We start from the raw sequence: 25632 nt of genomic DNA on the forward strand, positions 1-25632 counted from the left end.
ACTCCGCTTCGAAACGCCTCCGGCCCCTCGCCGGTGGCGTTTCGCGTTGGCGCTCAATGCTCCTTGCCAGGGTGGGTGGTTGTATGCTAAATAATCTGACCCGTTGCTCCCATCCTGTTGTCTCCGGAGGTCGCCCCATGGAACTGCAGATTCTGCCTGTCACCGCACCCAAACCCCCGCTCGCGGATGAATCGAAGCTTGCCTTCGGCAAGCAGTTCACCGATCGCATGCTGGTCATGGAGTATGCCACCGGCAAAGGGTGGCATACGGCGCGCATCCAGCCCTACGGTCCTTTCAGCCTCGACCCGGCGGCCGCGGTATTGCATTACGCCCAGGAGATTTTCGAAGGGCTGAAGGCCTTTCGCCGTCCCGACGGCAACATTGCCCTCTTCCGCCCGGCCGACAACGTCTCCCGCTTCAATCGCAGCGCCGAGCGGATGTGCATGCCGCAGGTCGACCCCGGTTTTTTCCTCGATGCCATCAAGCAGCTGGTAAAGCTCGAGTCGGGTTGGGTGCCGCGCAGCGAGGGGACCAGCCTCTACATCCGGCCGACGATGATTGCCGTCGACCCCTACCTCGGGGTCCGGCCGGCCGATACCTACCTCTGTTATGTCATCCTCTCGCCGGTGGGGGCCTACTACAAGGGCGGGTTCAGTCCGGTGAAGATCTGGATCAGTGATGAATATGTCCGCTCGGCCCCGGGTGGGACCGGCGAGGCCAAAACCGGCGGCAATTACGCTGCCAGCCTGCGGGCGTCGATGGAAGCTGCCGAGCATGGCTTTGACCAGGTGCTCTGGCTCGATGCGGTACACCGCAAATATGTCGAGGAAGTGGGCAGTATGAATATCTGCTTTCTCTACGACGGCAAGGTGGTTACCTCGCCCCTTAAGGGGACCATTCTCGACGGCATTACCCGTCGCTCGATTCTTACCCTGGTCAAGGAGATGGGCTACCAGGTCGAAGAGCGGGCGCTCTCCATTGGTGAGATCCTGGACGGCGCGGAAAGCGGCCGGCTCACCGAGGCCTTCGGTACCGGTACTGCGGCAGTGGTTTCACCGGTCGGCCAGTTTACCTACCGCGAGCGCACCGCGACCCTGGGTGGCGGCGCGGCCGGCGAATTGACCATGAAGCTGTTCAATACCCTCACCGGCATCCAGTATGGGCGGCTTCCTGACCCCCACGGCTGGGTGACGCTGCTTTAGGCGGGTCGATATAACTGTAATGCAAAAAGCCCCCGTCGAGCCGACGGGGGCTTTTTGCATTTTCTGCGGTTCCCTGTGCCGTCGAAGATTGACCTGCGCCGGCTAGGCGGTATCGGTTTCCCTTTCCTGGAGCTTTTCAAGGGGGAGAAGTTTGCGGCCGGCGGGGATGTTCTTCTCGCAGTCCCTGATCCAGTCGAGCAGGGTGTTCAGCTTTATTGGTTTACGCAGGAGTCGACAACCCAGAGCGCGGAATTCGTCCTCCTGTTCCGGGGTCAGTGCGGCGGAGAGGACCGCTTTGTTGGCGGACGGGACCTGACACCCCATCTCCAGCTGGTGGCGAACCAGCTCCAGGCCGTTCATCGAAGTCATCCTCATGTCGGTGATGATGATATCGGCGCAGGCAAATTCCCCGGGACACTTGCATCGGTCGGCTGAGACCAGGGCGCAGGTTGCAGGGGAGGCGAATTCATGCACCTCAAACCCCTTCCCGCGCAGGAAGATGCAGAAAAGGGTGCGCGTGTCCCTGTCGTCTTCAAACAAAAGGATGCGCATGGCGATATCCGCTTCCCGTTAGCCGCTGGTGAGCGAGTGCAATTCCCGCCGCTGCCGCAAGGGAGGCCGGGGGCAGCTCGCCGATTTGCCGGGGGTAGGGCGAATTAAAGGTCTTTGCGGCGCGGCTCGCCGGGGTCCCCTTGCAAGAGGTGGTGAATGACCAGACCGAGAATCACGGCCAGGGCGCCAAGCGAGGCGGCAACGATGTATCCAAAAAGCATAAGGTCTCCCCTCCTATAGATGAGCTCCTCTTATAACAGCCCGTTCTGACAATTCTCTCACCGCCGTTCCCGCCCGGCTGGCAGGCAGCTGTGCCGAAAAATTGGGCACCAGGTCCGGCCGGCTGGCGGTAAATATCTCCAGGTATCCGAAAATTAAAGAGAAACAGTGGTGGCACGCCGCTTGCTGAAGTGTTGAGGGAGGAGGTTTGCTGCAAGGGTGCAGCCGTCCTGACTTCAACGCGGAGGCCTGATCATGAAAAAAATATCGGTTTCGTTGCCACTCCTGCTTGCCGGATTGCTGCTCGCCCCGTTGCCGGCCTTTGCCGGGGATCTCCTGAGCGCGGGAGATACCGCCTGGATGCTGGTCTCCTCGGCCCTGGTCCTGGTGATGTTACCGGGCCTGGCCCTTTTCTATGGCGGAATGGTGCGCTCGAAGAATGTTCTCTCCACGACCATGCACACCTTTGCCGCGATGGCGATCATCGGCGTGCAGTGGGTTGTCCTCGGTTACACCCTGGCCTTCGGCGGTGCCGGCGCCTTTATCGGCGGCCTCGACCACCTGCTATTGAATGGCATCACGCCCGATTCCCTCTCCGGCTCCATCCCGACCTACGTCTTTGTCATGTTCCAGGGGATGTTCGCCATCATTACCCCGGCGCTGATCTCCGGGGCGGTGGCCGAGCGGATGAAATTCTCGACCTACTGCGTCTTTATTCTCCTCTGGGGAATCCTGGTCTACGACCCGCTCTGTCATTGGGTCTGGGGTGAAGGGGGCTGGCTGCTGTCGCTGGGTGCCCTCGATTTTGCCGGCGGGACCGTCGTCCATCTCTCCTCGGGAATTTCCGCTCTGGTTCTGACCCTCTTTCTCGGCAAGCGCAAGGGGTACCCCCACGAGCGGATGGCGCCGCATAACCTGCCGATGACCCTGCTCGGGGCCGGCCTGCTCTGGTTCGGCTGGTTTGGCTTTAATGCCGGCAGTGCCCTCAGCGCCGGGGGAAGTGCGGCCCTCGCCTTTACCACCACGCAGACGGCCGCCGCCGCGGGAGCCCTCTCCTGGATGCTGGTCGAGTGGATCAGAGCCGGCAAGCCGAGCGCCCTGGGCGCCGCCTCGGGGGTGGTCGCCGGGCTGGTGGTGATTACGCCGGCGGCCGGGTTCGTCACGCCAGCCGCGGCGCTGGTGATGGGTCTGCTCGCGGGGGGGGTCTGTTACGGCGGGGTGATGCTCAAGCACAAACTTGGTTACGATGATTCCCTGGATGCCTTCGGGGTTCATGGGGTCGGCGGCGCTTTCGGCGCCCTTGCGACCGGGGTCTTTGCCAGCGTCGGTGCCAGCGGCCTGCTGGCCGGCAATAGCCATCAGCTCTGGGTCCAAATCATCGGCGTGGTGGCTGCCGGCGCCTACGCTGTGGTCGTGACCGCCGTGCTCCTGGTGGTCCTCAAGGCGACCATGGGATTGCGGGTCGAGAAAGACGAGGAAGTCATGGGCCTCGATCAATCCGCGCATTCCGAGGCGGGTTACAATATCTGATCCGGTCAGAGATCGGGCTGAAAGGCAGCGCCGCGCGGCGCTGCCTTTTTTGTGTGCCAAAGGTACTCAAGTGAGTTTTTGGGCGCGGGTTAGGCGGCTCCTGGGAGGGGGGGGGAGTTCCCGGAACAGGCCTGCACGTAAGCGAAAACATATTGAAAAAATAGCGGAAATCCATTAATGGCGTGATTAAATTGTGGGGCCCGGGAAGGGGATGAGAAATTGGTACCAGGTTTGCAAAAGATCTGTCCGCCCGCGCGTTTCATCCGCGGGACATCAACTTTGTGGAGGTAATGGCCATGTGTCGCATCGGCGCCATCAAGAGCCTTAACTATGTACATCCGAGCCAGGCCCTGCTGCTTATGCAGTCGCAGCAAAAAGGGCATGACAACTCGGGGTTCGCCATGGTCATGCACGACCTCGGCGGGATCTTCGAAGGCTACAAGCATCTTCCCACGCTGTCGCTGGCCTGCACCGACGAAGGGCTGAAGATCGCTGAAGATATGCTGCATGCCGCCGGCTTTCAGCGCGTGCTGCAGTGGGTGCCGGATACCAGTCAGCAGCCGGGTCTCGATATCATCGCCATGCCCAACTACGTCTTCGAGACCTTCGACTATCCGAAGCACTACAAGAAGGCGGAAGCCAAGGAGAAGGAGGACCTCCTTCTCGACATGCGCCTGAAGCTGCGCAAGGCGCTGGAGAAGGACGAGCTCGGCTTCGTCTATTCTTTCTGGCCCGACGTGCTGACCCTCAAGGAGATCGGCGACCCGAAGGATATCGGCACCTACTTCAACCTCTGGGAGCCGGACACCAAGTTCACCGCCAAGGTGATCACCGCCCAGTGCCGGCAGAATACCAACTATGACATCGTCCGCTACGCCGCCCACCCCTTCTTCCTGCAGGGGTACACCGCGCTGGCCAACGGCGAGAATACCTTCTACCTGAAAAACGTCGAATACCAGCGCAAGCTGCATCGCGGCTACATCGGCTTTGAATCCGATTCGCAGTGCTTCCTCTACACCCTGCACTACGTCCACCGCGAGCTCGGCTGGCCCCTCTCCTACTTCAAGCATGTCATCACCCCGCTCCCCTTCGAGGAGATCGGCAAGCGGGAAGACCAGGCCTCGCTGCTGGCTATTCGCCAGTCGCTGGCGCACCTGGAGATCAACGGCCCCAATACGATTATCGGTGTGTTGCCGGACAATACGCTCTTTACCTGCTGCGACGCCAAGAAGCTGCGGCCGGTGGTGATCGGCCGTTCGGCGGAGATGGTGGTCTTCTCCTCCGAGGTCTGCGGAGTCAACGAGATCCTCCCCGACCGTGACTGGGAGACCGACATTTACCCGCACGAGCGCGAAGTGGTGGCGATCGACAGCAGTCTGGAGGTGCACAGATGGAAACAATGAAAGTGAACGACATCACCGCCAACGACCTGCCGTGGAAGATCCGTTACGACGCCAGCCGCTGCACCCTCTGTGGCTCCTGCGTCGCCGCCTGTTCCTTCCGCGCCATTATTCCCAAGGTCGAGCGGCGTCGGATGGTTTTTTCTGAGGGGGATTTTCCCGAGCCGAAGCAGCGCTTCAGTGCGGTGCCGGTGATCCGCCAGGCCCATTCGATCAAGAACTACTGCCGCGGTTGCGGCATCTGCGAAAAGGTCTGCCCCAACGACGCCATCGGTCCGGTGCGCAACGTCGACTCGCGTCATCCCATCGTCACCCGCTGCCTCGGTGGCGACTCGATCAAGCGCGGCGGGCGCAAAAACCTTGAGGGGACCACGCGCACCCTCGACCGGCTCCGGGTCGGCCGCATTTCGCAGATGACCGACCCCTCCCTCGACGCCCAGCGCCACACCTTCGACATGCTCGCCCCCTTCGGGCGTATCCTGCCGTCGCGCAAGCTGCCACTGGGGGTGAGCCCCGAAGGGCTGCTGCAGGCGGACGGCCAGACCCCGCCGGTGCACTGGATCTACCCGGTGATAATCGGCGACATGTCGATCGGCGCCCTCTCCTGGCGGATGTGGGAGGCGGTGGCGATGGCGGTTGCCTACCTCAACGAGGAGTGCGGCCTGCCGGTGCGGATGTGCTCCGGCGAGGGGGGGGTGCCGGTCAAGCTGCTGAAATCGAAATATCTCAAGTACATGATTCTGCAGATCGCATCCGGCCACTTCGGCTGGAACCGGATCGCCAAGGCGATGCCGCACATGATCGAGGACCCCGCCGGGGTGCTGATCAAGATCGGCCAGGGGGCCAAGCCCGGTGACGGCGGCCTGCTGATGGCGCAGAAAGTGGCCGAGCATATCCAGGCGATCCGCGGCGTCCCCAAGGCCGACCTCCTCTCGCCCCCCAACCACCAGGGGCTCTACTCCATCGAGGAGAGCGTGCAGAAGATGTTCCTCTCCTTCAACGCCGCCTTCAAGTTCCGGGTGCCGGTGGCAATCAAGGTGGCGGCCTCGGCGACCAGCGTCAGCGTCTTCAACAACCTGGTGCGCGACCCCTACAACATCGTCGGCGGCTTCTTCGTCGACGGCATCGACGGTGGCACCGGTGCCGCCCACGAGGTCTCCCTCGACCATACCGGCCACCCCATCGTCTCCAAGCTGCGCGACTGCTACCTCGCCGCCGTCAACCAGGGGCGCCAGGGGCAGATTCCGCTCTGGGCCGCCGGGGGGCTGGGGAAGACCGGCGATCTCGCCGCCGACGCCTTCAAGATGATCTGCCTCGGCGCCAACGGCGTCTTCACCGGCAAGCTGATCCTGCAGATGGCCGGCTGCGTCGGCAACGAGATGGGGCGCTGCAACGCCTGCAACACCGGCCTCTGTCCGGTCGGCATTACCACCCAGGAGCCGGCGCTGGTGCACCGCTTCGACGTCGACCGCGCGGCGCAGAACATCGTCAACTACTTCCTGGCGATGGACCAGGAGCTGAAGAAGCTGATGGCCCCCATCGGCAACTCCTCGCTCCCCGTCGGCCGTGCCGACGCCCTGGTCGCCACCGACCGGGCGGTCGCCGAGCGGCTGCAGATTCAGTATGTTTGCTGACGCAAACCAGTTTTGAATTTTGAATTCGAAATTTTGAATTCAATTCAAAATCCAAAATTCGTAATTCAAAATTTTCTTTGAGGTTTCGATATGGCTCAGATATCCGGTTTCGACACCAACAACAAGCGCATCTCCACCCAGCAGCTGCTGCAGCAGATTTACAAGTCGCTGGAGGCGGGGGAGACCGAGTTCGAGGTCCTCTCCTCCGGCCACCATGACATCGGCGGACCCTTGTGGACCGAAGACGGCACTCCCCTCAAGTTCCGGGTCAAAAATCCGGGGCAGCGGGTCGGCTCTTTCGGCCTCGATGGCACCGAGATCGTCGTCGAAGGTTCGGCGCCGGCCGACGCCGGCTGGCTCAACGCCGGCGCCACCCTGACCATCCTCGGTGATGGCGGCGACACCACCGCCCACTGCGCAGCGGCCGGGAAGATCTACGTCGCCGGCCGCGTCGGCACCCGCTCCGGCTCGCTGATGAAGCACGACCCGGCCTATGAGCCGCCGGAGTTCTGGGTGCTGAAGAATACCGGCTCCTTCTCCTTCGAATTCATGGGCGGCGGCCTGGCGGTGATCTGCGGCCTCGGCTGCGAAGGCCTCGACTCGATTCTCGGTGACCGCGGCTGTGCCGGCATGGTCGGCGGGACGATCTACGTGCGCGGACCGGTCCAGGGTCTTTCCGAGGATGTCTGGCTCCTCGACCTCGATGACGCCGACCGCGACTTTTTGAGCACCGGCTTGCCGGTCTTCCTCGGCAAAATCGAGCGCCCCCAGCTCCTCCCGCAGCTCAGTGACTTTTCCCAGTGGCGCAAGATCGTCGCCAAAACCTACGAGGAGCGCAAGGTCCACCACCGCATCACCATGCGCGAATTCCGTACCCAGAAGTGGGTGCAGAACGGCATCTTCGGCGATATCGTCAAGGACGACTACTCCCACGTCGCCGGGCTGGTCAATGCCGGGGACGACCGCCTGAAGATTCCCCGCTGGCAGGACAAGCGTTACGGCGCCCCCTGCCAGGCGACCTGTCCGTCGGCGATCCCGACCCAGGACCGCATCAACCTGCTGCGCCAGGGGAAGGTCCAGGAGGCGCTGGAACTGGTGCTCAACTACTCCCCCTTTCCGGCCAGTGTCTGCGGTGAAGTCTGCCCCAACCTCTGCATGGACGCCTGCAGCCGGCGCTTCATCGACCACCCGGTGGCGATGAAGGAGCTCGGCCGGCTCTCCCACGACGCCGCCGCGCCGGTGCCGAAGGCGTCGACCGGGAAAAAAGTCGCGGTCATCGGCGGTGGCCCCGGCGGGCTCTCCGCCGCTTGGCAGCTCCGTCTTGCCGGGCATGGGGTGACCGTCTACGAGGCCGACAGCGAGGTCGGCGGCAAACTGCGCCAGGTCATCCCCACCGAGCGCCTGCCGCGCCAGGTCCTTGATAACGAGATCGATCGCATCAAGAACCTCGGCGTCGAGGTAAAGACGTCGACCCGGGTCGACCCGGCCCTCTTTGCCAGCATCCGCGAACAGAACGATGCCGTGGTCATTGCCAGCGGCGCTCATAACCCGGTGGTGATTCCCTTCCCCGGCCACGAGCGGATGCTGAAAGGGCTCGATTTTCTCAAGGAGATCAACCTCGGCGGGCGGCCCAAGGTCGGCGAGCGAGTGGTGGTCATCGGCGCCGGCAATGCCGGCATGGATGTCTGCCTCGGCGCCTACGCGGTGGGGGCGAAGCAGGTCATCGCCATCGACGTCCAGCGCCCGGCCGCCTACAAGCACGAGATCGACCGGGTCAAGGAACTCGGCGGCGAGATTCGCTGGCCGGTTTTCACCGAGAAGATCACCGAGCAGGGGCTGTTGACCAAGGAGGGGGAACTGATCGAGGCGGATACCGTAATCATCGCCATCGGCGAGCGCCCCGACCTCTCCTACGTCCCCCGCGAGTGGCTGACCGACAAGGGGATGATGGACGTCGACGGCTGCTGGCAGGCGGTCAAGGCTCCCGGCGTCTTCGCCATCGGCGACACCATCAAGCCGGGGCTTCTGACCCACGCCATTGGCGCCGGCGCCGAGGTCGCCCTGCTGATGGACGACTACCTTGCCGGCAGGACGCTGGTGCCGATCAAGAAGCCGGAGCTGATCCCGCAGAGCTGTCTCTCCAAGGAGCTCTTCAAACCGCGCAATCGCGGCCGTTTCTGCGTCACCGACGCCAAGGACGAGAGCAACCGCTGTCTCTCCTGCGGTACCTGCCGCGATTGCTCGATGTGCCTCGAGGCCTGTCCGGAAGGGGTGATCCGGCGCGTCGAGACCGTCGGCGGCGGCTTCGAGTACGTTTCCGACGATCACCTCTGTATCGGCTGCGGCATCTGCGCCGGAATCTGTCCCTGCGGGATATGGGCGATGGAGCAGGTGGTGTAAGGGGCAGGGTACAAGCTGCCTGGCAAGAGGGTCTGGCGTCTCAGAAAAGGGCCCCCACGCCGATAATCGAGGTACGGGGAGCCCGGAGATAAAATGCGGAGCGAACGACAGGTGCAACCTGCCGCGCGCTCCGCATTTTTTTTGTCATCAGCAGCGTCCGGGCGGATCGCCGCCGGGCTTACTGCTCGGCGAAGGGCTTCGCTTTCATCGCCACTACCACTTTCGGCTCACCCTTCATTTCGGCGATTTTGGCCCGCAACTGATTGCTGTCGTCATAGACCTGGATGAGGTTGAACTTGGCCACCGAGTAATCCCTGAACGTAAAAGCATTCTGGGCTTCGATATCCTTGAGAGCCGCGTCCATCTTGTTGTTGATCCTGACCAGAACTTCCGGGGCATACTGCTCGGCACCTGCCGCGACCACCGCATCGAGAGCCGCCCGTGCGTCGGCCAGGTCCGTGCTGGGGGGATTGTTGCAAGCCGTCAACAAGCTGACCATGACCAACCCGACCCAAACCAGTAACATCCTCTTTTTCATCGTCGCATGTCTCCCCTTTGAGATCCGCTGTGATCTTCCACCCCGGGCTCACCCCGAGAGTGGTAAACTGGTGAACAGCAAGGGAAAGGCCAATTTGTAAAACGGCGTTTTTATAGGGATTCGCTGTTTGACCGGCCAGCGAGGTTCCTTCTTTGAGGATTCGGAATTCCGCAATTGAGGAAGTTTTCGATGGGACCGTGGGACGACAAGTCGTCCCGCGTTCCCATTCTTTTGAGATAGACGGGGGAATCTCGCTTAAGGGTTATTTTGGCGCAGCGAAGGAAATGCGGTGGGGAGTTAGGGTTGCCAGGCTGGACAAGCTCTTGAGGGACGGCAGACACTGGATTTTCAGATGCATTTCGAGCGGTGAGAGTGGTCGGCTGCAATCCGGGAAACCACAGGTTTCAGCCGGTAGAGAATCCCGAAGAATATTGGTACTAGGGCGAGGTGCTGAGGCGCTGCCGGGAGGTCACCCAGGTCAGGGGGGCGCCACCTTTGCCAGCCTCCAATTTCAGGGTGTGATCGAGGTCGGCAAGGTGCTGTCCGTTGCTGTCGGTAAAGATTATGGAAAGGGAATGGGAGCCGGGAGGGAGGTCCATCGGCAGAACATGGATTTTGTCCGGCAGGTTGTCCCAATAGCGTACGTCCGCGTAGGTTCGTGAGCGGGCGGCCAGGGCAATTTGGGTGACACTGACCAGGCCGAGAGCCGCCCCGGCATAGGTCAGCCCCGGCGTGGAAGAGAGTGCCGCTCCTGCGATGAGCAGATGGTCGGAAACGCTTCCCAGGTCGCCGCCGATTTCGGCATTGGTGTTCCGGAACTGAGCTTTCCCTTTGACGATCTTGTCCACCGGGCGTCCTCCCCGACTGGTAGATTGCCAATAGAGATCTTCCAACAGATAGGCCGGGGTGTAGTCCCCGCCATCGATCGAGACGAAGACGGCATTTTCCTGGAAGTGACGGCCGCGCCGGAACTTCAACTCCGAGTGCCCGGGGCCATCGGCCACCTTGCGCGGCGCCGTCCCGGTTTCAATCAGGAGCAGGCTGTTCCCCGAGTCCGGAGGAGCCAGCTCGCCACGCAGCTGGCGGACTTCCTCAAAGGCCGTCCTGGCCAACTCCTCATCCCCGTTTTTCCGCGAGACCCAGCCGGCCAGATAGATCAGCGAGGCAAAGTCGCAGCGGTTCTGATCCTCCTCGGCGAAGGCATCCTGCAGAATCCCGCTCTTAAAGGAGGCCCGCGCGTTTTCCAGATCTCCGTGCCACGCATCGATAAGGCCCAGATAGTAATAGGCCATGGCACGTTCATAGGGTTCCCCTTTAAAGTCCTTTTGACCCTCCTCGTACCAGAGGCTTCTGGCCTTGGCCGCCTCCGGGTCGTCGGCATAGATGGCGTCGATGATCTGGGTGACCTCGGAGAAGGCCCGGGTCGCCTCCTCGGTCAATCCGAGCTGCAAGGCATCGAGCCCCAGGCGCATCAGGTTTAGCGCCTGGTTTCGTTTGCCTTCCTCCAGAAGTCGGCGATAGGCTGGACTCAATCGGGGGGACTTGTCCGCAAGGTAACTCTGCAGGGTGGCTTCGGGAACGGCTTGGGTCTCGAAATGCTGGCGTGGGGCGCAGCTGCTGGCGAACAACAGCAGCACAAGCAGCCCGGCCAGGCATCGTCGCCCCATGGCACGAGGTTTCCCCTGACGGTCTGGAAGACCCAAACTGGTGGCCGGATTGGCTGACATGGTCTTCAACGGGCCAGACGGAACAGGTCAGGATCGGCACCTTCTGGAACCTGCAGGCGGGGAACTTGGGAGACGTTTTGCCGTTTGGCCTCATCGGCGACCCGTGCCTCGACAAAGGTGAATATCTCTTCGAGGGTTTTTTGGCCGGAGTTAAGGGCGTTGAGAAATTCATAGGAGAAGAGGCCGTGCTGTTTTTCCGGCAGCGATGTGGCGATCTGCAGGTCCTGGGTCGCCGAGAGGATCGCCATGTTGGCAGGGCGGGTCTCTTTTTTCCTCAGGGAGATGGAGCGGACCCCCTTGGCGACCACCGAACGGGGCCCGCTTCCGGAAAAGCAGGCATCAATGACGACGATGACTGATTTGAGCGGCAGCTGCCCCAGGTTGGTGTAAAGGCGCTGGAGGGAGTAGGCGGTGTCGGCCAGATACTCGGGATCACCGTCGTAGGGCATGAGGTAGGCATCTCCCTTGTCGGGCTCCGGGGCGCCGTGCCCGGAATAAAAGAAGAAAAGCCGGCTGGTTGGACGGCTGACATTTACCGCCCAGCGCTCAATGGCGACGCGGATAGCGGACTCGGTCGCGTCGCCATTGATCAGAAAACGGGTATTGCGGGGAGGGATTCCCAGTTTCTCGACATAGCTACGGACAGAATTTGCGTCGTTGGCGGCGAATTCGACCGGAGGAAGACCCTTGTATTTTTCGATACCGATAATGATGGCAAGGTCATCCTCGCTGAAAGCCTGGGTGAAAGTGGGGACCTTCTCCAGGGCAGTCGCCAATGCACTCGTCTCTTGCTCCCCGGAGGGGGATCCGTCCCCGGCTTGCTGGACAGTTTGGCCTCCGTAAAGATCCATGAGGTTTCGTTCCAGGGCGGCGGCATCCGGGACAGGCGGAGAGGGGAGGGGAGCGGCTGCGGTTCGGCTGGGGGCGGCAGTGCAGGCCGAGTAAATCGTCACCAGGCACAAGGCCAGCAGCCAGATGCAGGCGGTTCTTGGGCGCAAGGGTTTCATAGTTCCCCGTCCTTGTCAGCGGTAGACGACATCGTCCTGTCCGGTCTTTTTGAAAGAGTACCTGTCATTCCAGATGATGCCGGAGGTTTCGAGATCGACCAGTTCGAAAACGATCTGATGATAACGGCTCTTGAAGCCGCTGGTGGCGCCCAGATTGTCCTGGGAAGTGATCCGGCCGACCAGTCGAAAATCGGCGCCGGCCTGGGCCTGAGCCATGCCGATCGAACCCTTGGTCAGAGTTCCGGACCGCTTGAGATCCCGCTCCGCGGCCACCATCTCCTGATATTCACGGGCGATAAAGATGATTCGGCCGTTGGCCGTCCGGTTAAGTTCGACCCGCAACTGATCGGTGATGAGGTCCTTGTCGATCCGCGTCGCGCTCTGGTTTTTGAAGTATTGGGAGTCGACGATGATACGCGGTGCCTTTGGTCTGTTGGTGAGCAGGGGATTTTGCAGCATGGTGTTCACCATGCTGCTGGTCATGGCAATGATGTCCTGGCTGTCGATTCCGATACCCGAAAGGGTACCACCGGCAGACGGATCTTCGTATATCACTGCCCGGCCGCTGTCGCTGGGACGACCGGTCGCGGCGCAGCCGGATGTCAGGAGACTGGCGAGGGCGAAGGCCAGAAATCGAGTGGACATGATCACCTCTTTGCTGGGGAGGGGCGGATTTCTTGTCCCCCGGGGAATCTGCTCTGACTCCTTGGGGGAATGGGCCGAAATTCCTGCCGTCCCGGACTGTAGTTGGCGTGAGCTGGAAAAATTATTTGTAATTTGTTTTTATATTCCGATAAAATATCAGTAGTGTCCGGTTAAGAAGTTGCATAGGCTCCGAAGTCCAAGTCAATGATATCGGGAGGCCCTAAGCCTGCGGCCGCATCCTCGGCGGCCTCGTTGCGAATATTGTTGCGAAGCTCACGCACCCTGTTGATGCTGACACGTTCGCCATGCTCTTCGTGGCAGTAGATGGCCAGCAGCAAATAAGTAATCAACCCTGCGAGGATCTGCACCAGCAGGCCGTAGGGACTGCGGGCAATCAGGTGATACACCTTGAGGTGGCGCTTCCACCAGGCGAAGAAGGACTCGATCGTCCAGCGTAGCTTGTAGATCAAGGCAATCTGCTCGGCGGTCAGATCGAAGCGGTCGGTGGCGACCCAATAGGATTTTTGGTCAACCTTGTAGCCGACCACACGCACTTCTCGTTCGGTCTGGTTGACATCTTTGGTGCCGAGCAACACCCTGGCGTCATAGAAAACATGACTGCCGGGGACAACAGGATTGGCGCTCAACTCCGTCTTACGAGAACTGGCTTTGATGCGGCAGACAAAGTGGCGTCCCTGATCCTGCCAGTCGTCAAAGTTTTTGTAACACTGGTAATAGCGGTCATAGACACCTGTCTGACCGGGAGCCACGAGCCGTTCCGCCTGAGGACGCTCGTCGCCCTTGCCGTCGGTTAATGTGACTTTCTGGGGGACACCACGACCGATATCGAACCCCAGGTGAACCTTGGCCTTTTTGGCTCCGTCTCGATAGTCCGCCCAGAGCATGGACAGCGTAGCGTCAATCAGCGAACCATCGACGGCGATCAGATCGCCGAGATCGGAGATGTCTTTGGCGACAGGAATCTTTTGTGAGACCTGTTTCTGCAGGTCTTCGTAAACATGAATCATCTGCTCCAGCCCTCGGGTATTGATCGCCTCAAAGAAGGCGCTTTTCCGGATACCGCCGGGCGGTGCAATATGAGTCGCGGCAAAATCTTCCTGCGTCAGAACCTGAAGCAGATGACGCCCCGAAGAATGCTCTTCGAGGTGATAGTAGGTCAGGATTTTCAACTGATCTTCAAACGTCATCTGCAGTGGCCTGTTGCCTCGGGCCTCAAGAACCGGGGCATGTTCGAGAGCGCCCTTGAACGGGGTAAAAAGTCGGACAATGGAGCGCCTGCTAAGCCGGGTACGGTGGCAGCGAACAAGTAATGACATTTTCGTAAATCCTCATATAAAATAGGTATTTACGAAAATCACCGCGCCGACTTCACGACGATTTGTCAAGCAAAAAATACGCTAACTTGTGAAAATATTTACAATTATCTGCAACTTTGGGTGAATGCAATTTGCTAACCGGACACTACTGATAAAATATGCGCTATTCATCAATTTTCTTCAAATTAAAAATCTTTGGGAGGGTATTGGAACATGAGATTGAAATTCCTTTTTTTGCTGGTTGTTTTGGGCCTTATTGCGGGGTGTGCGCAATTTGAAAAAAAGGATGAAGGGTTCCGGGTTGTTGCCGCAGAGGCCCTAAAATATGCCAAGCTGAGTGTAGACCAGATCGGGCAGAACAACGATCAGAGTATCCACCAGGGACAGGTGGATGGCCTGGAATTTTTTGCCCCCGCGACTTTTAGTCGTAGCATATATTACCGGGACAAGGTAAGGAAAAACATTCAGGGAAATCAAAATCGTCGGGAAATTATCCGGGAATCGGAGCTGCTCCAGAAGTATCTCAAGGAATCCTATGACCTGAAGGATACCCTCACCCTGGAGTTGAAAGAAATTCTCCAGGTGAACCAGTTCCTGAAAAAACTCAACGCCCATGTTTCCTACCCGAAAGAGTTCGCCAGCTTTCAGGAACGGACTGCGGACATGATCCAGCAGTTCGAGGAAGATCGAACCCCGGCCGCGTTCAAGGATCGTGGCGCCCTGTTGGGGGACATGCAGAAACTAGAGGCACAGGTGACCATTGAGATCGTTCTGGGTCCTGCCAAGAAGGTTTTCGATGACATGCAGGAACGGGATCTTGACGAGGAAGCTCCCCTGTCGCTGCAAAAGGCCAAGGATGTTTACGCCGCCGGGGAGGCGGCCATCTGGCAAAATTGTCGGGACCAGGAGACTCTGGACCGGGCCGGGTCCGGAGCTCTTTTCTGGAGTACCCGGGCACGTAACCTCAGTGAGGAGACTCGTCGGCTCAAGGGATTGAAGAAGGATGAATTTGAGTCGGTCGTTCTGGAAGCCGAGAGCCGTCTGCATGCCATCGGCAAGGCTTTGGGGGTGGAGGACTTGCGTAATCTCCCACTGAACGAGCAGGGGCGCGCCCTGGTCCAGAAGATCGGCACTCAGATTGCCACTGATGCCTCTGCACCACCCAAGTAATGCAATGTAAATTGTTTCCAACCCGATTCACTGTTCTTGGTCGCCAGTCCGTCGTCCATTCCCGGGAGGGGAGATTGCCTTTCGGGTTTCGCCGCAGGCGCGCCAGCCATTGATTTCTTTGACCGCCATTCGGCCCAGGGAGGGATTTGACATGAAGCCTAGTCATTGGGCACTTCAGAGAGGCTCCTTGCCCCTGATCCTGCTCCTCGCTTGCCTCTTTACCCTGCCACCTGATCCGGCCTCTTCCGGGTTCAGTTTCTCCCGGAGCAAGGAAGAGTTACTTTTGGAGTCTATCCAAAACGGCGACTCGGCCCAGACTGGCGAGCTATTGGCCAAGGGAGCCAACCCAAATGCCGCCGATCCGACCGGTACCGCGCTGAACTGGGCCGTTTCGGTGGCAAATCTCGAAATCATCCAAAAACTGCTGGATCGCGGTGCGAATGTCAATGCCAGGGATGCAAGCGGCATGGACGCCCTGAGCCTGGCCACCCTTTCCGGGCAGGTTGAGATCGCCAAGATTCTGCTTGATCGGGGTGCAAAGCTCTCCACCGCCGGCGAGCCCGGGAAACGGGCCTTCGAACTCGCCTTGCAGGCCGAAGAAGACGAATTGGTAGTCCTCTTCTTAAATCGGGCGATTGCCGATAATCAACAGGAAATTGTTCAACAGATTCTGGAAAGCGGCATCGCTACCCGGGGAGAATCCCCGCTTATCCTGGCGCTGAATAACGGCCATGCAGATCTGGCGGTCAAAATGCTGGAGTTTGCTCCGGACGTCAACACCAAAAGCGCCAAAGGCGACCCGCTCCTGGTCGTCGCCATGCGTAAGCGGCAGTCCGATTTTGTGTCCATCCTTCTGGAGCGCAATGTCGATGTCAATGCGGTGGACAGCCATGGGGACTCGCCGCTCTTCATCGCTCTGGAAGATAACGATTTGTCCCTGGTCATGGCTCTGTTAGATCATGGTGCCAATGCTCGAGTCACCGCCGGAAACGGCGAGTCCCTGTTGGGGATGGCCGTTGCTCGTCGTCAAGGGGACCTGGCCAAGGCCCTGTTAACCCATGGTGCCGATGCCAAGGCTGTTAACTCTGCCGGGGAGCCGTTGGTCATCGCGGCAATCCGGGATGGCGACCCGATCATGGCGGCCCTGCTGATTGAGCATGGCGCCGATATTAATGCCCGCGATAAGCATGGTCGAGCTCTGGTCAGTCTGGCGGTTACCGCCAATCAATCGGAAATCCTCTCTCTGCTCCTGGCCAAGGGCGCCGATATTCACGTCAATGACGGCGAGGACGGCTCACTGGCCCTGCTTGCGGTGCAGGCAGGACAGGCGGCGCTGGCAATGCAGTTGCTGGCGCAGGGAGCCGATGTTAATGCGACCGATCGGGACGGGGAGACGCTGGTCTCCCTCGCCGTTCGCAATCGTCAGCACGACTTTGTCGCGTCCCTCCTCAGCATGCAGACTGAACTGGGCCTGCTCGATCCGCAGGGGGTCCCGCTTGTCGTAGTCGCTGCCCGCCAGGAGGATTTCCGGATGGCGTCGTTGCTTTTGACGGCCGGAGATGAGACCTTGAACCGGCAGGCCGGCCCCGCTTTGCTCAAAGAGGCCGTTGTCTCGGGACAGTTGGAGTTCGCGAGAAATCTCTTGGAAACAACCATGAACGATGCCTCTGCGGAAGTTCTGACCCCCAATCTCTTCCTGGCAATCGAGGGCAACCAGCCTGAAATGGCCAAGCTCCTCCTCCAGAAGGGGGCAGATGTGCAGGCCAGCAGCCAGGACGAAAGGGGGAACACCCCCCTGATCGCAGCGGTCTCTCTGATGGAACCGCTCATGGCCCGCCTGTTGCTCGACCAGGGCGCCGTCTTGGAGGCGAAGAACAGTTGCGGAAACACGGCCCTGATGGAGGCGGCCTTGCAAGGCAACGCCCCGCTGCTAATCCTGCTGCTGGAAGAAGGGGCCAAGGCCAATGGCAGGAACCTTCAGGGCGAGACGGCCCTGACTCTGGCGGCCAGCAATAATCATACAGAGATTGTTCAGACCTTGCTGACCCGCAAGGACGCCATCACCGTTGAAGATTATTGGGACTATCTGGCAACGAACCCCGGGGCCGAGGAAAAGCGGATCATTTTTGACCAGTTGGTCTCCCGTCTGAAGAATCGCCAGGAGGAGCTCGACTTCTTCGCTAAAATCAGGGAAAAGTACCCAGCGGATACTCACCTGTTGCCCGAGCGGTTACAGCTCCTGACCGTGGGACCTCCCGGAATGACGGTCTTCGATATCGTCAAGTTGATTGAAAGCCATGTTGGTGACAGCGTTATTGTTGCCAAGATCAATATGGCCAAGGGGGGATACAAGAACTTCGAAACGGACGAAATCATCCTGTTGACCAACGAATTGGGGATCACCGTCGACGTCATGGCGGCGATGCTTGCCGTAACCCAGAAACAATCACCGGCACCTGCAGCCGTCGCGGCTTCCCCCCCTCCCGCCGCTCGACCTATGGTCAATCTGCCCCCACCGCCACCGGTACCGGTGGCGGTGGCAGCAGCGGCAGTCCCGGTAGTCAGCGCGCCTCCTGCACCGGCGGAGCCTCCGGTACCCCGGCCCATCGTTGGAACCAGCGGGAAGTACATGTGTCCCTTCACCGATGATGGCACCCTGACCGATTGGGTCGATATGGATCTCAGCATGGATGTCGGTTCCACCGCCGGTGGAACCATCGGTGCGGTAGCGGGGGCTTATGCAGGAAAGAAGGTCGCGGAGGAGGTTCTGTCGCGCGTCCCCTTCGGAGGGTTGTTCGGAAGTTTGGTCGGCGGGGTTGCCGGAAACGTCGCCGGCAAGACCATTGGGAAGAAGTCGGGTTTCGAACTGGCAGGCGGGTGGGACTATGTCAAGAAGACCAGCTGCCTTTCATTCAACAGCCTGAAAGACATGGCCGATTATCTCTATGTGACCTATAACCAGCATGAGCATTTCACTAAGGCGCTCGATTCTACCGTGAAGGTCTATCCGGAATTCAAGAATTACATTCATTGACGCGCTTGGGAGCTTGTCAGCGGATGGTTTCCGAGGTAGTCCATACTTCCGGGAAACCTATCCGGGGGCGTGATCCTCGAAATTTGCAGGATTAACATATCAGGGCGGAGCCGGAGGAGGCTTCGCCCTGATATTTTTGATGCCGTTCCATTCTGGAGGAATTCAGGCTCACGGGTGGATCTTGCGATTCTCGCGCCAAAGGCTTACCGACCACCTCGAATCCGAAGGGGCGGCGGATCAGTTTCCCTTCGGGGTAGCCGAGCAGGGAATTGGAGGGGACCCGAACCGCTGGACCGGCTACCCGAAATCGCCAAGGGCGGCAGCCTCGGATTCGGGAGCCTGGGAAATCGGCCCGGGGGGATGGACTACCAGGGCGAAGCGACGGAGACTAACAATCGATTCAGTTCGGGTGGACTGGGCCCTAGCTGGTCACCGCTCCCATCGAGGCCGATGAGACCAGCCGAGCGTACTTGGCCAGTACGCCCCGAAGATAGCGAGGTGCTGGCGCCTGCCAGGTGGCCCGGCGTGCCGCAATCGCATCCTCCGGGACCTCGAGGTTCAATTCCCCACGGTCGAGATCGATCTCGATCCGGTCGCCTTCCTGCACCAGGGCCAGCAGGCCGCCGACCTGGGCCTCGGGGGCGACGTGGCCGATCATGATGCCGTGGGTGCCGCCGGAGAAGCGGCCGTCGGTGACCAGGGCGACGCTCTTGCCGAGCCCCGCCCCCATCAGCGCCGAAGAGGGGGAGAGCATCTCGCGCATGCCGGGGCCGCCTCTGGGGCCTTCGTAGCGGATGACGACGACGTCACCGGCCTTGATCTGGCCGGCGAGAATCGCCGCGAGCGCCTCCTCCTCCCGCTCGAAGACCCGCGCCGGGCCATTGAAGTTGGCCATCTCCTTGCCGCTGATTTTCAGAACGCATCCCTCGCTGGCGAGATTGCCGCGCAGCACGCGGATGTGGCGGCCGGCCGGGGCGTAGGGCTGTTCCAGACTGAAGATGATCTCCTGGTCCGGCGGGCGTTGTGGCGCATCCGCGAGGTTTTCCGCCAGGCTTTTGCCGGTCACCGTCAGGCAATCGCCGTGGAGGAAGCCGGCGTCGAGGAGCAGCTTCATCACCATCGGCAGCCCGCCGATGGCATGCAGGTCGTTCATCACGTACTGGCCGAAGGGCTTGAAGTTGCCGAGCAGCGGGACCCGGGCGGTGATCTGCTCGATGTCTGCCAGGGTCAGTTCGATGCCGGCTTCGTGGGCGAGGGCGAGCAGGTGGAGGACGGCGTTGGTCGAGCCGCCCAGCGCCCAAGCGACGGTGAGGGCGTTCTCGAAGGCCTTGCGGGTCATGATGGCGCGGGCGCTGATGCCGGCCTTGAGCAGGGCGATGACCGCCCGGGCGGCGCGGACGCCGTCCTCCTGCTTGTCGGCGGAGAGGGCGTTATGCGCATCGACAGCGAGGTTGGAGGCGGCGCCGGGGAGGCTCATCCCCATCGCCTCGATGGCGGAAGCCATGGTGTTGGCGGTGTACATGCCGGCGCAGGAGCCGGCACCGGGACAGGCGCGGCATTCGATGGCGTGCAACTCATCGGCGTCGATCTTTCCGGCGCAGTGGGCGCCGATCGCCTCGAAGGCGCTGACGATGTTGAGGGCCTGGCCGCGGTACTCGCCGGGGAGGATGCTGCCGCCGTAGAGGGTCAGGCCGACCAGGTTGTTGCGGGCGATTGGCATCAGGGCGGCGGGGATCGTCTTGTCGCAGCCGGAAAGGGTGATCACCGCGTCGACCCGGTAGCCTTCGGTCATCAGCTCGATGCTGTCGGCGATCACCTCGCGGCTGACCAGCGAGTATTTCATCGCCTCGCTCCCCATCGAGATGCCGTCGGAGACGACCGGGGTGCCGAAGACGATCGCCTTGCCGCCGGCCGCCTCGATCGCCTGCTGGACGAGGTCCCCCAGCGCCCGGAGATGGTCGTTGCAGGGGGTGCCGTTGGTATAGGGGACGGCCAGGGCGATGAGCGGCTTGTCGAAGTCGGCGTCGGAAAAACGCACTGCCCGCAGCATGGTGCGCGCGGCGGTCCGTTCCACCCATTTTTCCGTCCCCTTGCGCCCGGTGATCTCTGTACTGCGCCTCTTCATCCCCGCCTCATTTCTCCAGCGCGGTGACGCCGGTGCGGGCGATCTCGATCAGGTGCTCGGGGCCGAGGTCGCGGAGGAAGCCGTCGAGACGGTCGGTCGGCCCGGCGATCTGGATGATGTGGATGTCATGGGGCTGGCTGTCGAGGATTTCGAGCTGGTACTTCTTCTCCAGCTTCTCCAGCTGCTTCGCCTCGAGCTCGAACTTGACGATCGCCACCTCGCGCCAGTAGCTGTCGTCCCGATCGAGCTCCTTGGCGCGGATCACCTCGGTAAACTTCTCGATCTGGCGGATCACCTGGGTCACCCGCGCCTCGTCGTCCTCGCGCAGGGTGATCGTCATGCGGCTCGTCCCCGGCGCCTTCGCCTTGCAGACGGTGAGGGTGTCGACGTTGTACATCTTGCGCCGGATCAGCATCGAGATCTTGTTCAGGGTCCCCGGCTTGTCCTGCACGAAGGCGAGTATCGCCCGGCGTTTCATCGGTTTTTCTGTCATGGGTCTCTTCCCATCCCGGCTAGAAATTAAAGGAGAAGCGCCTTCATTGCCAGCGTCCCGGTCACTTGCCGGAGCGCGAGACGATCATGTCGCCGAAGCCCCCCCCCGAGGGGATCATCGGCAGCACGATCTCCGACGGGTCGCAGACAAATTCGAGCAGGTAGGGACCAGCGTGGTCGATGGCGCCCTGCAGCGCCGCATCGACCTGGTCGAGGGTCGTCACCTTCTGGTAGGGGATGCCGTAGGCCTGGGCGATCAGGCCGTAATCGGGGCTTTGCATCGGCGTGCCGGAGTAGCGCCCGTCGAAGAAGAGGGTCTGCCACTGGCGCACCATGCCGAGATAGCCGTTGTTGAGGATGATGATCTTGACGTCGGTCTGCTGCTCCATGATGGTGCCGAGTTCCTGGATGTTCATCTGGAAGCCGCCGTCGCCGCTGATCGACCAGACCCGTTCCTCGGGCCGGGCGAGCTTGGCGCCGATCGCCATCGGCAGCGAGCAGCCCATGGTGCCGGCCCCCCCCGAGGTGAACCAGCTGTTCTCGGTCTGGAAATTGTAGAAGCGCGCGCAGATCATCTGGTGCTGGCCGACGTCGGGGACGATGATGTCCCTGCCGGCGGTGATATCGGAGAGACGGCGGATGATGCTCTTCATCAGTAGTCTGCCGCCGCTGCCGACCCCGGCGGCGATTTCGGCCTCGACCTCGGCGCGGGTCGTCTCGCGGTTGGCGGCGATCTCCTGCAGCCAGCGCCGCCGCGGCTTGTAGATCAGCTCCGGGTCGCCGAGCATGACATGCAGGGTTCGGTAGACGTCGGCGTTGATGGCGACGGTGGTGCGCACGTTCTTGTCGAGCTCGGAGGGGTCGATCTCGACGTGGATGACGTCGGCATTTTTGGCGTACTCATTGAGCTTGCCGGTGACCCGGTCGTCGAAGCGCATGCCGAAGCTGATGATCAAATCGGCGTTCATCACCGCCCGGTTCGCCTCGACGGTGCCGTGCATCCCCATCATGCCGAGGCTCAAGGGGTGATCGACCGGCAGCGCCGACAGCCCGTGCAAGGTGAAGGCGATGGGGATGTTGGTCTTCTCGGCGAACTGCTGCAGCAGCTGGCCGGCGTTGCTGGCGATGACGCCGTGGCCGCAGAACATCACCGGCCGCTCGCTGCGGTTGATCATGCCGATCGCCCGGGTCAGGACATCCCGCTCCGGGGAGGGGTGGTAGAAGAAGCCCGGCAGCTCGGGGCGGAAACTCTTCGGGTTGAATTTGTACCCTTCTTCGGTCTGCTGCAGCTGCACATCCTTGGGGATGTCGATCACCACCGGCCCGAAGCGCCCGGTGGTAGCGACATAGAAGGCCTCGTGGATGCTCTTTTCGATCTCGGCGGCGGCAAGCGGCATGTAGGTCTGCTTGCAGATCGGCATCATGACCCCGACCACGTCGCTCTCCTGGAAGGCATCGGTGGCGATCACCCCGGTCGCCACCTGGCCGGTGATGGCGACGATCGGCACCGAGTCCATGTGGGCGTCGGCGACGCCGGTGACGAGGTTCATGGCGCCCGGTCCGGAGGTCGAGAGGCAGACCCCGATCTGCGGGGTCTCGGTGGAGAGGGAGGCGCGGGAGAGCCCCTGCGCCATGAAGGTCGCCCCCTGCTCATGGCGCGGCATGATGAAGGTGAAATGTTCCTGCTTCCCCATCTCGTCGAAGACCGGCATGATCGCGCCGCCGGTATAGCCGAAGATGTATTTCACGCCCCGGGCGCGCAGCGCCTTCAAAACCAGTTCCGTTCCTTGCATCGGTTACCTCGTCGCTAGGGAGACCGGCCAGGGCCGGTCTGCTGTCAAAAGGTCAAAGTCGTAAGTTCAACAGGCATCACGATGCGAACAGCCAGGGTTCGGCACGTCTTCGCTGCTCCTCGAAGGCCCGGATCGCGTCGGCGTGCTGAAGGGTGAGGCTGATCTCGTCCAGCCCTTCGAGCAGGCACTTTTTGCGGAACGGGTCGAGTTCGAAGCGCAGCACCTCTCCCAAAGGGGTGGTGACCTGCTGCGCGGCCAGATCGACCTGGAGCCGGTAGCCGGGGGTTGCCGTCACCGCGGCGAAGAGCCGGTCGACCTCGGCATGGGTCAGAACGACCGGCAGGATGCCATTCTTGGTGCAGTTGTTGGCGAAGATGTCGGCGAAGCTCGGCGCGATCACCACCTGGAAGCCGTAGTCGAGGAGCGCCCAGGGGGCATGCTCGCGGGACGAGCCGCAGCCGAAATTGTCGCGGGTCAGCAGGATCTGCGCCCCCTGGTAGCGCGGCTGGTTGAGGACGAAGTCCGGGTTGAGGGGACGCTTGCTGCAGTCCATGCCGAGTTCGCCGTGATCGAGGTAGCGCCACTCGTCGAAGAGGTTCGGCCCGAATCCGGTGCGCTGGATCGATTTCAGAAACTGCTTGGGGATAATGGCGTCGGTATCGACGTTGGAGCGGTCAAGTGGTGCGACCAGCCCGTTGAGCCGGGTAAATGACTGCATGATATTAGTCCTCCAGGGTGCGGACATCGACGAAATGACCGGTAATTGCGGCGGCAGCGGCCATCGCCGGACTGACCAGGTGGGTGCGCCCGCCCTGCCCCTGCCGTCCCTCGAAGTTGCGGTTCGAGGTTGAGGCGCAGCGCTCCTGTGGCGCCAGCCGGTCCTCGTTCATGCCGAGACACATGGAACAACCTGCCTCGCGCCACTCGAAGCCGCAGGCCTTGAAGATCGCGTCGAGCCCTTCGGCCTCGGCCTGTTTTTTCACCAGCCCCGAACCCGGCACCACCAGCGCCCGCTTGATGTTGGCGGCCAGCTTGTGCCCCTTGACGATGGCCGCGGCGGCGCGCAAATCCTCGATGCGGGCGTTGGTGCAGGAGCCGAGAAAGATGGTATCGGGGTAGATGGCGGTGATCGGCGTGCCCGGTGCCAGCCCCATGTACTCAAGGGCCTTCTTCATCCCCTCGCGCTTGACCGCATCGGGCTCGGCGGCCGGGTCGGGGACGCGGCCGCCGACGCTGGAAACCATCTCCGGCGAGGTCCCCCAGGTCACCTGGGGCTCGATCGCGGCGGCGTCGAGATGCACGGTGCGGTCGTAACGGGCGCCAGGGTCGCTGTGCAGGGTGCGCCAGTCGGCTTCCGCCCGCGCCCAGAGCTCCCCCTTTGGCGCGAAGGGCCGTCCCTTGACGTACTCGATGGTCTTGTCGTCGACGGCGATCATGCCGGCCTTGGCCCCCGCCTCGATCGACATGTTGCAGATCGTCATCCGCCCTTCCACGGAGAGCGCCCGGATCGCGTCGCCGCCGTATTCGATGACGTAGCCGGTACCGCCAGCGGTACCGATGGCGCCGATGATCGCCAGCATGATGTCCTTGGCGGTGATGCCGCGGCCGACCTCGCCGTCGACGCTGACCAGCATGTTGCGGGCCTTCTTCTGGTTCAGGCACTGGGTCGCCAGCACGTGCTCGACCTCGGAGGTGCCGATACCGAAGGCGAGGGTCCCCAGCGCTCCGTGGGTCGAGGTATGGGAGTCGCCGCAGACGATCGTCATGCCGGGGAGGGTCAGACCCTGCTCCGGGCCGATGATGTGAACGATCCCCTGGCGCACGTCGTTCATGGCGAACTCGCTGATGCCGAACTCGTCGCAGTTGGCGTCCAGGGTTTCGACCTGCAGCCGCGAGAGGGGCTCGGCAATGCCGCCGCTGCGGTCGGTGGTGGGGACGTTATGGTCCGGTACCGCCACGTTGGCGCCGGATCGCCAAGGACGGAGGCCAGCCAGGCGCAGCCCTTCGAAGGCCTGCGGCGAGGTGACTTCGTGGACCAGGTGCCGGTCGATGTAGAGCAGGCAGGTGCCGTCTTCGTCGCAGCGCACCAGGTGACGTTCCCAGAGTTTGTCGTAAAGGGTCTGCTTCATCGTCGTGATCCATGGTCGGAAGGAGGAAGTGCACCGCTTCACAGCCGTGCGGGCGCCGATTTATTACCAAAATGGAAATACAATTATGAGCCAGGACCTGCCGAAGTCAAACGGAAGATTTCATTCCCGTTTTTTCGGCGGCGGTTCGATAAATGTGCGGCGGCCGGGAAACCGCCTCCCGGGCTCTTCGTCTACAGGAGCCCCGGGGAGAGGGGAATGCCATGAAAGGAGATCTGCCCTCTCTGTGGCCATCATTGCCACTGTCAGGTTCTCCAACTACCCTCTGCCCAGGCAGCCAACCACCGGGACCAGTACCGCCGCCCGGCCCGCCGCCCCCGTCAAAGGCCCCGCTCCCCCTTGCTTTTTTCCCCTCGACTGGACTATCTTTCTTCCCAAGGTTCCGGTTTTTAATGCCCCCCAACCCAGGAGCGTCATAGCATGGCCCCCGGTGAATTCCTCCAGGCCTGCGCCGCAGGCGAAGTCTGGCTCTACTGCAAGAGTTGTCAGCAAACCAAAAATTTCAATGCGGTTGAACACCTGCGCAGCATCGAAAATCCCTCCTACTGGGGACCCGAGCCCTGGTGGCAGGACACCCGGGAATTTCGCTGCCCCGATTGCGGCAGTGTACAGCAGTCGAACCTGCAGCGGGAGAGCTTCTGAGCGTGCGGCCTGAGTTGCCGGCTGGTAAAGTTTATCCT

General features: G+C 61.4%; 18 protein-coding genes and 1 pseudogene. 8 read left to right on the forward strand and 11 right to left on the reverse strand.

The genetic code is table 11. From position 1 onward, the window contains the following. The first annotated feature begins 137 nt into the window (after positions 1-137). Positions 138-1202: a branched-chain amino acid aminotransferase gene (locus ACYQ8E_RS15260; protein WP_066724522.1), complete on the forward strand. Its 1065-nt coding sequence runs from the start codon at positions 138-140 to the stop codon at positions 1200-1202. 102 nt (positions 1203-1304) lie between these two features. On the opposite strand, the gene ACYQ8E_RS15265 is transcribed toward ACYQ8E_RS15260, so the two are convergent. Beyond that, positions 1305-1754 carry a response regulator gene (locus ACYQ8E_RS15265; protein ID WP_066724525.1) on the reverse strand — a complete coding sequence of 150 codons (450 nt, stop codon included), beginning with the start codon at positions 1752-1754 and terminating at the stop codon, positions 1305-1307. Positions 1755-2228: 474 nt separating this feature from the next. Here ACYQ8E_RS15265 and ACYQ8E_RS15270 point away from each other — a divergent pair, with 474 nt between their 5' ends. The 4 genes from ACYQ8E_RS15270 (at position 2229) to ACYQ8E_RS15285 (ending at position 8937) form a co-directional block, all read left to right on the forward strand. Then, positions 2229-3503, forward strand: a complete 1275-nt coding sequence (locus tag ACYQ8E_RS15270; RefSeq protein ID WP_066724527.1) for an ammonium transporter — start codon at positions 2229-2231, stop codon at positions 3501-3503. A 296-nt stretch (positions 3504-3799) separates the two neighbouring features. After that, on the forward strand, positions 3800-4906 hold the full coding sequence (locus tag ACYQ8E_RS15275) for a class II glutamine amidotransferase (RefSeq protein WP_066724529.1): 1107 nt from the start codon (positions 3800-3802) through the stop codon (positions 4904-4906). Continuing rightward, positions 4894-6537 (forward strand): glutamate synthase-related protein, encoded by a 1644-nt coding sequence (locus ACYQ8E_RS15280; protein WP_066724531.1) that lies wholly within the window; start codon positions 4894-4896, stop codon positions 6535-6537. The genes ACYQ8E_RS15275 and ACYQ8E_RS15280 overlap by 13 nt, the downstream gene beginning before the upstream one ends. Before the next feature lie 90 nt (positions 6538-6627). Next, the gene (locus tag ACYQ8E_RS15285; RefSeq protein ID WP_066724533.1) at positions 6628-8937 is read left to right on the forward strand and encodes an FAD-dependent oxidoreductase; all 2310 of its coding nucleotides are present in this window, start codon (positions 6628-6630) and stop codon (positions 8935-8937) included. A 178-nt stretch (positions 8938-9115) separates the two neighbouring features. On the opposite strand, the gene ACYQ8E_RS15290 is transcribed toward ACYQ8E_RS15285, so the two are convergent. The 5 genes and pseudogenes from ACYQ8E_RS15290 to ACYQ8E_RS15310 all read right to left on the reverse strand — a co-directional run. Beyond that, positions 9116-9475, reverse strand: a complete 360-nt coding sequence (locus tag ACYQ8E_RS15290) for a DUF4398 domain-containing protein (protein ID WP_066724535.1) — start codon at positions 9473-9475, stop codon at positions 9116-9118. A gap of 437 nt (positions 9476-9912) precedes the next feature. Next, positions 9913-11142: a COG3014 family protein gene (locus ACYQ8E_RS15295; protein ID WP_066724537.1), complete on the reverse strand. Its 1230-nt coding sequence runs from the start codon at positions 11140-11142 to the stop codon at positions 9913-9915. Between the two features lie 65 nt (positions 11143-11207). Continuing rightward, positions 11208-11978 (reverse strand): caspase family protein, encoded by a 771-nt coding sequence (locus ACYQ8E_RS15300; RefSeq protein WP_197463725.1) that lies wholly within the window; start codon positions 11976-11978, stop codon positions 11208-11210. 246 nt (positions 11979-12224) lie between these two features. After that, on the reverse strand, positions 12225-12854 hold the full coding sequence (locus tag ACYQ8E_RS15305) for a hypothetical protein (protein WP_082820168.1): 630 nt from the start codon (positions 12852-12854) through the stop codon (positions 12225-12227). Positions 12855-13090: 236 nt separating this feature from the next. Then, positions 13091-14191 (reverse strand): annotated as a pseudogene (locus tag ACYQ8E_RS15310) (IS4 family transposase); the annotation flags it as partial. 195 nt (positions 14192-14386) lie between these two features. On the opposite strand from ACYQ8E_RS15310, the gene ACYQ8E_RS15315 reads away from it, so the two are divergent. Both ACYQ8E_RS15315 and ACYQ8E_RS15320 read left to right on the forward strand, forming a co-directional pair. Next, positions 14387-15361, forward strand: a complete 975-nt coding sequence (locus ACYQ8E_RS15315) for a hypothetical protein (RefSeq protein WP_197463726.1) — start codon at positions 14387-14389, stop codon at positions 15359-15361. 187 nt (positions 15362-15548) lie between these two features. Next, the gene (locus ACYQ8E_RS15320; protein ID WP_066724547.1) at positions 15549-18395 is read left to right on the forward strand and encodes an ankyrin repeat domain-containing protein; all 2847 of its coding nucleotides are present in this window, start codon (positions 15549-15551) and stop codon (positions 18393-18395) included. Between the two features lie 421 nt (positions 18396-18816). Here the strand turns inward: ACYQ8E_RS15320 and ilvD are convergent, their stop codons facing one another. The 5 genes from ilvD to leuC all read right to left on the reverse strand — a co-directional run bounded on the left by ilvD (position 18817) and on the right by leuC (position 24934). Next, positions 18817-20520 carry a dihydroxy-acid dehydratase gene (gene ilvD, locus ACYQ8E_RS15325; protein ID WP_459861355.1) on the reverse strand — a complete coding sequence of 568 codons (1704 nt, stop codon included), beginning with the start codon at positions 20518-20520 and terminating at the stop codon, positions 18817-18819. A gap of 7 nt (positions 20521-20527) precedes the next feature. Next, positions 20528-21013, reverse strand: coding sequence for an acetolactate synthase small subunit (gene ilvN / locus ACYQ8E_RS15330; RefSeq protein WP_082820170.1), 486 nt, complete (start codon positions 21011-21013; stop codon positions 20528-20530). Positions 21014-21074: 61 nt separating this feature from the next. After that, on the reverse strand, positions 21075-22805 hold the full coding sequence (gene ilvB / locus ACYQ8E_RS15335) for a biosynthetic-type acetolactate synthase large subunit (RefSeq protein WP_066724555.1): 1731 nt from the start codon (positions 22803-22805) through the stop codon (positions 21075-21077). Between the two features lie 76 nt (positions 22806-22881). Next, on the reverse strand, positions 22882-23523 hold the full coding sequence (gene leuD, locus ACYQ8E_RS15340) for a 3-isopropylmalate dehydratase small subunit (RefSeq protein WP_066724559.1): 642 nt from the start codon (positions 23521-23523) through the stop codon (positions 22882-22884). Positions 23524-23527: 4 nt separating this feature from the next. Then, positions 23528-24934, reverse strand: coding sequence for a 3-isopropylmalate dehydratase large subunit (leuC, locus tag ACYQ8E_RS15345; RefSeq protein ID WP_066724562.1), 1407 nt, complete (start codon positions 24932-24934; stop codon positions 23528-23530). Between the two features lie 438 nt (positions 24935-25372). On the opposite strand from leuC, the gene ACYQ8E_RS15350 reads away from it, so the two are divergent. After that, positions 25373-25594, forward strand: a complete 222-nt coding sequence (locus ACYQ8E_RS15350; RefSeq protein ID WP_066724565.1) for an acetone carboxylase subunit gamma — start codon at positions 25373-25375, stop codon at positions 25592-25594. Positions 25595-25632: the final 38 nt, after the last annotated feature.

This window comes from Desulfuromonas carbonis, from assembly GCF_054658035.1.